This is a genomic window from Candidatus Aeolococcus gillhamiae (assembly GCF_016464765.1).
GTDB classification, from domain to species: domain Bacteria; phylum Chloroflexota; class Dormibacteria; order Aeolococcales; family Aeolococcaceae; genus Aeolococcus; species Aeolococcus gillhamiae.
The window spans coordinates 1-8,924 of the sequence record NZ_JAEKNS010000117.1; the positions used below are offsets into that span (position 1 = coordinate 1).

The following is an 8,924-nucleotide window of genomic DNA, read 5'->3' on the forward strand; positions in this document are numbered from 1 at the left end:
GCGAGGCTGTGGCCAAGGTGCGCAGCGCCGTGAACGCCGGAGGTGCTGCCTAACGAGGCGACATCCACTACGCTTCGCCAACCGCGCCTCACCTGGACAGTTTCAACGAGCGAGGCTGGTTAGTTTCGGCGAGCGCCGTCAAGGGCTGACCCGGCGCGTGGGTGAGTGGTCGGCCAGGCCAAACATCTGCTGATTACCCTGGATGCCTTTCGCCCGTGAGGCCAGCGAGCCGCCATCATGCGGTCGTGGAAAACTGGGTGGCGATCGAGGTCAGCACTGACAAGGGCGCCTCGGCTTACTTCGTGACCTGGGGACGGATCCAGGACGCGGTCGACCCAACCCTTCTGGAGGCCCTGACCCTCAGGATCGCTGGACGATTTGCGATCGGTGGCCAAACCGATGAGCGCACGAGTGTGCAGCACGCTTCACGAGGCATCCAGCCAGCCGTACTTCTTCGAGGGGCTTATGACGTTCGCACAGCAATCCATTCCGTTCGGCGACGGCTACGAAGCCTGGAAGGAAGCAAAGCGCATGGCCATGACTGACGGCCGAGAGTTCTTCTTCCTGGGGGCGCCATCCAGCTAGGAGCGCACGGCACACGCGAGTGTCCGCTAATCACTGGGACGGGCAGCTATCCGGCGGGGCCGGATCCGGCGGGTGTACCCCGGGCTGCTTCACCGGCTGATGTCGAACAGCGTCGTTACATCTATCGGACCGTCGATCACGTCTGTCATCACGGCGCGGTGGTCGATGTCGATGGGAAACGGATGGTCTCGGGCTGCCGCGCTTGCCGTCACTAGTGCGCTGGAAGGCGAATAGGTAGACGGATGCGTGCGAGATGATGCACGCTTCCGGGTATGGCAAATCACCCTTCGCCTCCGCTATTGCCGACCACCGAAGAGCGCGCCGCGTTGGAGATGTGGACGCGCAGCCGATCGCTGCCACATCGTCAGGTGTTGCGCGCCAAGATCGTGCTGTTGGCCGCCGACGGCGTCGCCAGCGACGTCATCGCGGAGCGGCTGGGATGCAATCGTCTGACCGTCCGCCGATGGCGTCGGCGCTTCAGCGAAGCCCGGGTGGAGGGCCTCGAGGAAGCCGGCGGACGCGGCCAGAAACCGCAACTGCCCCGGGACTTCATCAACCGCGTGGTGGCGGCGACGATGGAGGTGCCCAAGGACGGCAGCACCCATTGGAGCGCCCGCCAGCTCGGTGCTCGGTTCGGGATCAGCCACAGCACCGTCTTGCGAGTTTGGAAAGATCACGGCCTCCAGCCGCATCGCACGCGCAGCTTCAAGTTCAGCCCTGATCCCGACCTCGTGGACAAGGTCACCGACATCGTTGGCCTCTACCTGCATCCACCTGAGAAAGCGGTGGTCCTGTGCGTTGATGAGAAGAGCCAAATCCAAGCGCTGGACCGAACCCAGCCGCTCCTGCCGATGCGTCCTGGCCAGGTCGAACGGCGCAGCCACGACTACGTTCGCCATGGCACGACGACGCTCTTCGCAGCTCTCGACATTGCCACCGGCGAGGTGACCGGACGCTGCTATGCGCGCCACCGCCATGAGGAGTTCCTGCGCTTTCTGCAGCGGCTGGCCCGCGTGTATCCCACTCAGGACCTCCACCTCGTCGTCGATAACTATCGAACCCACAAACACCCGGTCGTCCGCGCCTGGCTGGCCGACAACCAACGCATCCATCTCCACTTCACGCCCATTGGGGGCAGTTGGATGAATCAGGTGGAGACGTGGTTCTCCATCCTGCAGCGCCGCGCCATCACACGCGGCGTCTTCCGCAGCGTGCCCGCCCTGGTTGCCGCCATCGGTCGTTTCCTCACCGGATGGAACAAGAACTCCCGGCCCTTCTCTTGGATCAAACCCGCCGACGTCATCCTCGCCAAGGCGAACCGTCTACGTATTCCTGAGTCGGTGCACTAGGTCTTCGGCCTCCATGACATATACCATGACCGGACCCGACGTCGTGGCAATCAAGAATGCGGCCTCTCTCTGCATCGTCTCCTGATCAAATGTTGCTAGAACCTCTTCCCGACGGGCCGCCAGCTCCTCGCCCCACGAGACCAACCGCTCAACACGGTCCTGGTGCACCTTGAAGAACCTGATCCGAATCATCGGCACACCATATCTCGTGAGGTGTGACGAGCCAACTCGACGCAGGAGACGTTTGTCCCGCGATTAAGGCCACCGACGCATGGGCGCACAATGGACGGCACCGTGTACGACCGCTACGTCCGCGTTGAGCATGCGAAGCGCGACCAGGCGCCACGCCCTCGCCGCCGACGCTTCGTCCACCGCTTCTTGCGGAGGGTCCGGCAACTCCTCGGAACGGTCCACCCCCGCGCATGGGTGCCGAAGGAGTGGCCCGGGACAGACCCAGGCGCCGAAGGCTCAGGACGGCCGGCGCCGGTGGCACCGGGTCCGCCCTCTCTGTCCGGCGCGGCGGCGGCGGCGATGCCCGTCGAACCGAACGAGCAGGTCGACGCGCGGCTTGATCGCCGGAGACGTGGCTCGCGCTAGCCTCTATCGCACTTCTCCTGGTCCGACCATCGTGGTGCAGGCCAGCATCCGCCAATCAGCCGGCGGCACCGAAGCCCGCGCCGCTCAGTTACAAGGAGCTGCGGCTGGATTCCAACCCGGCGAAGCCCTGATCTCAGAGTGTCCGAGCTCACTGCGTTATCAGGGCGTTCTTGAACAGTCATCCTGGAGATCTTGCGTCCGCGCTAAACCCGATGGAACATAGGTGCTGCTTACATGCGTCGAACCTGGTGGGACGGTGGTAAGGAAAACACCGCTTGGGCGACCGAACCGCTGGCGGATGTGTCCGCGATGCGGTCGAGCGAAAGCGGATGCCGCTCAGGAACGGCATGGTCACTGGCCAGACCTCTTCGGCGTACTCAATCTCCTCCACCTATAGCGCCGGACCACGATTCCTAGAAGCCGCACAGTCGCTCCGGCTTTGTCCGCTTGCAGCACCGAGAAGGGAAACGGCACCTGAGGGCCCCACCACGTACTCAATCCGCCAAAGAAGCGGCGATGAACCTCGGAATTGGTTGAACCGGTCATACGACTCGCAGCCTAGACGCTCTCCGGCGCTCTGCAGGCGACTGAACACAACTGTGACCAGTGGTCCCTGTCAGGCACCCCACGCGCTGATGGAGAAGCTCAATCGAGGAGATCCTGCGGCAGACGAGGGTGGCCTGCCTTGACACCGTCGCTGACATCTTCGTTGGTGACGGCGGGCGGGCAGTAGCAAGCGTCGGCGAATCGACGCTGCCCTGATCCCGAACTCAGGCGAGTGTTCCCATCCGTCGGCGAACACCGCCCGTCCCAGCTTGAAAACCGCCGTCGTGTGAGAACCCCCGAGGGACGAGTCCGTAAAGCGTGCCACCCACGGGTTCGCCGCGATCGCGGAGCCGACAGACGAGGCGGGAGAAGTAGCCAGCTAGTGCGCCGGTCCCGAAATAGCTTTCGGTTTGGCATGTCGGAGGATCTCCTCGGCTGACTTCACCCAGGCGAAGGGGTGCTTGTTCACATTCCAGGCATCGAGGAAGCGATTGATGGCGTCCTTGAGGTGGGCGACGCTGCGGAACACGCCACGGCGAACCGCCTTGCGGTGAACGATGGAGAACCAGGTCTCGACCTGGTTCATCCAGCTGGCGCTGGTCGGGGTGAAATGAAGGTGGAAGCGCGGGTGGTGCTCGAGCCAGTCGCGCACGACGGCGTGCTTGTGGGTTCGGTTGTTGTCGAGCACGATGTGAAGGTCGACGTCGGGGTAGCGGGTGTTGATCAGGTCCAGAAAGCGCAGGAACTCTTGGTGGCGATGACGCGCGTAGCAGCGTCCGGTGACCTCACCGGTGGCGATGTCGAGTGCGGCGAACAGGGTTGCGGTGCCGTGACGGACGTAGTCATGGGTCCGCCGCTCCACTTGGCCCCGGCGCAGAGGAAGCAGCGGCTGGGTGCGATCCAGGGCTTGGATCTGGCTCTTCTCATCGACACAGAGCACCACCGCCTTCTCCGGAGGATGGAGGTACAGCCCGACCACATCGGTGACCTTCTGCTCGAGGTCGGGGTCGGTGCTGAACTTGAACCCGCGCGTGCGGTGGGGCTGCAGGTCCTGGTCCTGCCAGATCCGCAGCACGGTTGACTTGCTCACCCCCACACGGCCGGCGACAGCCCTGCTGCTCCAATGCGTTTCGCCACGTGGTGGCTTGCCGAGTGTCACCGTGATCACCTTGGCGACGAGGCGTTGGTCGTACGTTGCTGGCCGGCCACGGCCGGGTGCATCTTCCTCCAGGCCGACGATGCCGGCGTCGGTGAAGCGCTGCCGCCAGAGCCGCACCGTGGGCTCCGAGCAGCCGAGCTGCGCAGCGATGGCGGCGTGGCTCACTCCCTCGGCGGCAAGCAGGATGATGCGCGCCCGCAGAACCTGCCTTTGCGGGAGAGCGCGACTCCGTGCCCAGGTCGTGAGCGCATTGCGTTGGTCGTCGTCGAGTGCAACGGGTGGGGCGGGACGATTGGCCATGCACCAATCATCCTGCCAGCTCACCTAAAGCGCAAGCTATTTGTGGGCCGCTGCACTAGCGAGGTTGGCGGACCACCACGTAGATCTCGATTACCTGCTGTCCGATCTCGCAGACGGGTTGCGTGTGCAGGCATGGCGCGTCAGTCGTGGCAGCGACCGTTGTTCCGCCGGTTCCGACAGCAGTAAACACTGCGAGCGAATTTCCACCCGGGCAACTCTTCAGGCCTTCGCGGTAGAGCGGCCCGGGGTAGGGGGCGTGAGGGGGCGTCCAGAAGGTCTCGGCGCCCTGCGGTGTCCCACTCCACGCTGGGGGACCGGCAGATCCGACCGCAACGACCAGGTGCTGCTGGAGCGTCAGGAACACGGTGGCTCCGGCGTCTGCGCCGGTAACCGTGACGGTGTTGGCGGCAGCGGACGGGGTGATCAGCTCGCCCGCAGGTGGGGTAACCGATGGGGGCGCGACGTCGCTGCAACCCGGGATGGCGACTGGTGATGCCGTCTGGCTCGCCCTTGGCGGAGGAAGCTCATTGGTCGTGGGGTTTTGGGCGCATCCTCCGACCAGTATTGTGAGTGCCACTCCGAGGAGCACAGATCGCGGACTGGATGGCATGTATCTCACGATGTCACAGCTTCTTCCACTCGCCCAGATCACGAGAACTCACTCGCCGTCACGTCATCATGATGGCGGAACGCCCTCCGTATCAGCCTGACAATAGTGGCCGCGACGCCCCGGATACGTCACTGCCGCGGGCCGACGTTTACTGGCGCTCACTCCAGCCGAACTCCGTCTGGCGTCCATCTACCGCGCCGGACGTGGATGCGGATGACCGGACACGCCCGATCTGGTAGTCCGCTCGGCTCCAAGGGATCGGCATCGAAACGGCACGCATTAGCGAGGGCAGTACGCGGTACGCTGCAGTCGTGCCACCCGCCACTCGGCGCGAAAAGGGATCTGTCCGCAACTTCGCGAACCAGCTATCCCAGATGGCGACAGGGTGGGTTATCTCCTTTGACGGACCCGCACTCGTCGACGAGCCTGACACAGGCGAGATCATGATTGATGTGATCACTGGGAGCGCTTCGGTAAATGGGCGGCCCGCGGACCTGCGAATCGCGACAGAGCTTCACCAATGGGCAAGGCAGGAATTAGCCCGGACGGGTCGTGACTGGACGTGGCTGGTCAGAGCCAATGTGACCATCGTGTACTCGCGAAGTGTCACTCCGTTCAGGGAGACAAAATATGAGATGTCCGCAGCTTGGAAAGGGTGGGCGGATCACGGCATATTCGATGCCGTGGCTAGGGTGTCAACAGTATCGGGCGACACCGAAGCGGCATCGCGTAACAATCAACCCCTTCATCGCGTTCGGGACCTACCCGCCGCAGAGACACAACCAGGCGATGATCGCTCGAGGCGCTGAGGCGGCCTCGCTTGGGACGGAATCGATCTGGTAGTTCGCACCGGAGGATGGCCGTTTGGGCCGTTGTAGGGCAGCGAACTACCCGCTAACGAGCACGGGGGTGCATCCCGGTCACGGGTTGGGCGAGGTGGCCGATGCCGTGGGTGTCGGGAGCGTGAGGTAGCAGTCGCCTGGGAGGCGACTGCGTTGGAAAGCGTCGGCGACGGCATTGATGATGTAGTCAGTTTCAAAGATTGTTCGGCTCGCAGGAACCTCCAGCCCAAGGATTCCTCGAACTTGTATCGGCTTGATGTATCCGATAATCAAGACCTCTCGATCGCCCCTGACGTACCCGTCCTCGGTGTACATGTAGGTAGCGCCGACGGCGCCATAGCACGTGAAGTGCTGCGCCGCCAGCTCATTCCTGTACCAATCTCTGACCGCTGCCGCAGAGTCCGGCGTGGCCATGAATACCTCGACGTACGCGGGATCCGATGAGCTCCCGTCCAGCGAGTTCCTCGTTGGGCCCTCCGGGTGGACGATCGTTTTCATAACGGTCGCGTCCGGATACGCGACATGCGCATCCGGGCGACCGCTGATGAAGTCGCTGGTAATCTGGCCAGTCGGTAGGCCAGCTACGTCCGTGTGCGAACCACCGATCTGCCCAAAACGAGCGTGAAACACTTCTACGCCCGCGGCGCCGACAGCCGCCACAATCAAGCCAGCTGCGATCACGAAGCCACGGGATCTGTGGTATCGGCTAAAGGCCAACGATGAGCGTCTCACTCATCAAGAGGGCCGGGCACGGTCCCCTCATCATCAATCGCCAGCATGTTCTTTTGATCGTGCCGATCACGCTGCGTTCAGATGGCAACGACGGGTAACGATGTCGTGTCGAACCGCCGGACTGCTTCAGGCTGCCGCCCGACCGGCGCAGGGCCGAGCAACAGCCTGAGCTGCGACAGAGGTTTCTAGCCGCTATGACCCAACCCGCGCAGCCACCCGCTCGCCGAACGCCGCGCCGTGCCTAACCTCTGAGGAGCCAGTCAGCGACGAGAATCGGCATCCTGGCGTCGAGCACCAGATCCAGATGAGTAGTGCCGGGGACATAGAGCGCCTCGCAGCCATACCGCTGAACAATGTCGACGCCGCGCGACCCTCGGAATTCCTCGCCGTAAACCACGAGCGTGCACCGTGGCAGCGTTGGGATTGAGATTCCAGCCTTTCGTTGAGAGCGGGCAAATCGGGACTCCGGTCGAGGCGTCACCGCACTCGCGAACGCTCCGTAGACCTCCTGAGGGTCGAAGGTCCCAATTGCCATCTCGACTCCGTCGTTGGTTCCCTGTACCTCAGAGGGCGCACTTGGTTCCATCAACACCAATTGGTCAACATCCAAACGCTGGGCAGCCATCATCGCGACGAGACCGCCCATGCTCCAACCGCACAGTGCGCGCGGCCTGGGCAGACTCTCGACAACCCTTTCGACCACGTCGCGATAGTCCTCCATCGACGCGCGCGAGGCATCGAGGCCGGCCTGCATGTCGACCGCTATCAGCCGGCATCCCGGAAAGGCGGCTGGCCACTTTGCGAAAACCTCCGGTCCGCTGCCTGCTCCGTGAAGCAGTACGATCGAGGAAGTCCGGCCAATCGTGCTCACCATTCGATTCTGCACGTCCGCCGCTTAACTGCTTTGCTCGAGGGGGGCTCCCGTCCGGCGGGAGGACCGCAGGAGCGACCCCGAATCGATTGACACCCTATCTGACACGCTACGGGGCGGATCCCGGCGGTCAGCAGCGGAGGAAATCGCTAGGTGGTCGCCGCAATCGCAATACGAGACGTCCCGCAGCGGACTTCGGCGAACGAGGGACCTCAGTCTGGTAGTTCGCAGGGGAAATGAGCTCGGTAGCATGGAGGCGACGATCCTCTGATTGATCGGCCCAGAGTCCACCCTTGACCCGAAAGCCTCTCCCGACCAGCGGTCCGATCCCCATGCGGAGCCCGTAGGATAGTCCCACCAGAGCCGTCGGAGGTCGTTGGTTGGTGGATACCCCAAACGGGCGACTGTATCTTGCCGCCTGGACACGACTGGTTGACCTCGCTGCCCGGGCTCGTTTCGAGGAAACTCTTGCCCTCGCAGACACGCTCCGTCAGCAATTCCCGGACCGCGCGAGCGCTCTGCTGCACGCTCAAGCGTGCCTGGCGTGTCTACTCGAAAGGGTCGATGAGGCTCTCGAGCACATGCATGAAGTCGTGGATCGAGGCTCGTGGTTGTCGCCACGCAATCTCGCTGATCCGGACCTCGATCCGCTACGTGGCTACAGCGACTTCGCAGCCGTGAGCGCGCTGATGGTGGACAGGTATGAAGGTGCGCTGGCGGCTGCACACGACGCTGCGACCAACGTCATCATTCTTGACCCCGAGAGGCGCCGGACACGCGTATCGGCGGTCGTATTGCACATGCGCGGGATCAGCGTATTGGAGACGGCCGCGGAGTGGCGGCCCACCACGGACGACGGGGTGCTTGCAGCCATCGTCGAGTCGACACTCCGCGACGGCGACGGCGCGCCCTGCTGGGATGACGACGAGCTTGCGGCTCGCGATGCGAGCCGTGCTGCCGCCCAGTTGAGCGGAATGGCTGGTGACTCGCCTCTAGTCTTGGCCGGTGGGTCTCAAGGGGCCGGACATGCCATACGGCTAGCCATCGACGGCTCGATCCCGGGTGTGATTGGTTTCTTAGCCATTGTCGGCGTGACACGCCTCGAACTCATCTCGTCCCAACTGCCCGCCGCCGCAGCGCGGGGTCTGCGGGGCTACATGGTGGCTGGCCAGCGGGACACAAGCGTGCTGGGCCCGGGGTTCCGCAGCTAATCCGGTTGGACGAACTTCGGCGAGGTGATTTCGAGTTCAGCCGAGGTGTTCGGGAGCGGCTTTGGAGCCGAAACCGTAGGCACACGAGTAGCCCGGTAATCACACTAGGTATCTAATTTGGT

7 protein-coding genes are annotated in these 8,924 nt (G+C 63.5%); 3 read left to right on the forward strand and 4 right to left on the reverse strand.

Annotated elements, in window-relative coordinates:
- Nucleotides 1–387: 387 nt before the first annotated feature.
- Complete coding sequence (locus JF886_RS11315) at nucleotides 388–585, forward strand: hypothetical protein (protein WP_337312512.1); 198 nt, start codon at nucleotides 388–390, stop codon at nucleotides 583–585.
- 272 nt (nucleotides 586–857) lie between these two features.
- A complete protein-coding gene (locus JF886_RS11320; protein ID WP_337312514.1) occupies nucleotides 858–1,934 on the forward strand; it encodes an IS630 family transposase in 1,077 nt (358 codons plus the stop codon).
- Here JF886_RS11320 and JF886_RS16825 read toward each other — a convergent pair.
- From JF886_RS16825 to JF886_RS11335, 4 genes are all read right to left on the reverse strand, one after another.
- The gene (locus JF886_RS16825; RefSeq protein WP_350340580.1) at nucleotides 1,908–2,126 is read right to left on the reverse strand and encodes a DUF6176 family protein; all 219 of its coding nucleotides are present in this window, start codon (nucleotides 2,124–2,126) and stop codon (nucleotides 1,908–1,910) included. The two genes, JF886_RS11320 and JF886_RS16825, sit on opposite strands and share 27 nt — an antisense overlap.
- 1,330 nt (nucleotides 2,127–3,456) lie before the next feature.
- Nucleotides 3,457–4,536 carry an IS630 family transposase gene (locus JF886_RS11325; protein ID WP_337312516.1) on the reverse strand — a complete coding sequence of 360 codons (1,080 nt, stop codon included), beginning with the start codon at nucleotides 4,534–4,536 and terminating at the stop codon, nucleotides 3,457–3,459.
- 1,530 nt (nucleotides 4,537–6,066) lie between these two features.
- Nucleotides 6,067–6,669, reverse strand: coding sequence for a hypothetical protein (locus JF886_RS11330; protein ID WP_337312517.1), 603 nt, complete (start codon nucleotides 6,667–6,669; stop codon nucleotides 6,067–6,069).
- A gap of 292 nt (nucleotides 6,670–6,961) precedes the next feature.
- Nucleotides 6,962–7,591 carry an alpha/beta fold hydrolase gene (locus tag JF886_RS11335; protein WP_337312519.1) on the reverse strand — a complete coding sequence of 210 codons (630 nt, stop codon included), beginning with the start codon at nucleotides 7,589–7,591 and terminating at the stop codon, nucleotides 6,962–6,964.
- 383 nt (nucleotides 7,592–7,974) lie between these two features.
- Here JF886_RS11335 and JF886_RS16950 point away from each other — a divergent pair, with 383 nt between their 5' ends.
- On the forward strand, nucleotides 7,975–8,802 hold the full coding sequence (locus JF886_RS16950) for a hypothetical protein (RefSeq protein WP_502711428.1): 828 nt from the start codon (nucleotides 7,975–7,977) through the stop codon (nucleotides 8,800–8,802).
- Nucleotides 8,803–8,924 lie beyond the last annotated feature (122 nt).

Coding starts and splice junctions, on each gene's coding strand:
- JF886_RS11320 (WP_337312514.1), top strand. CDS start 858: ATGGCAAATCACCCTTCGCCTCCGCTATTGCCGACCACCGAAGAGCGC.
- JF886_RS11325 (WP_337312516.1), bottom strand. CDS start 4,536: ATGGCCAATCGTCCCGCCCCACCCGTTGCACTCGACGACGACCAACGC.
- JF886_RS16825 (WP_350340580.1), bottom strand. CDS start 2,126: ATGATTCGGATCAGGTTCTTCAAGGTGCACCAGGACCGTGTTGAGCGG.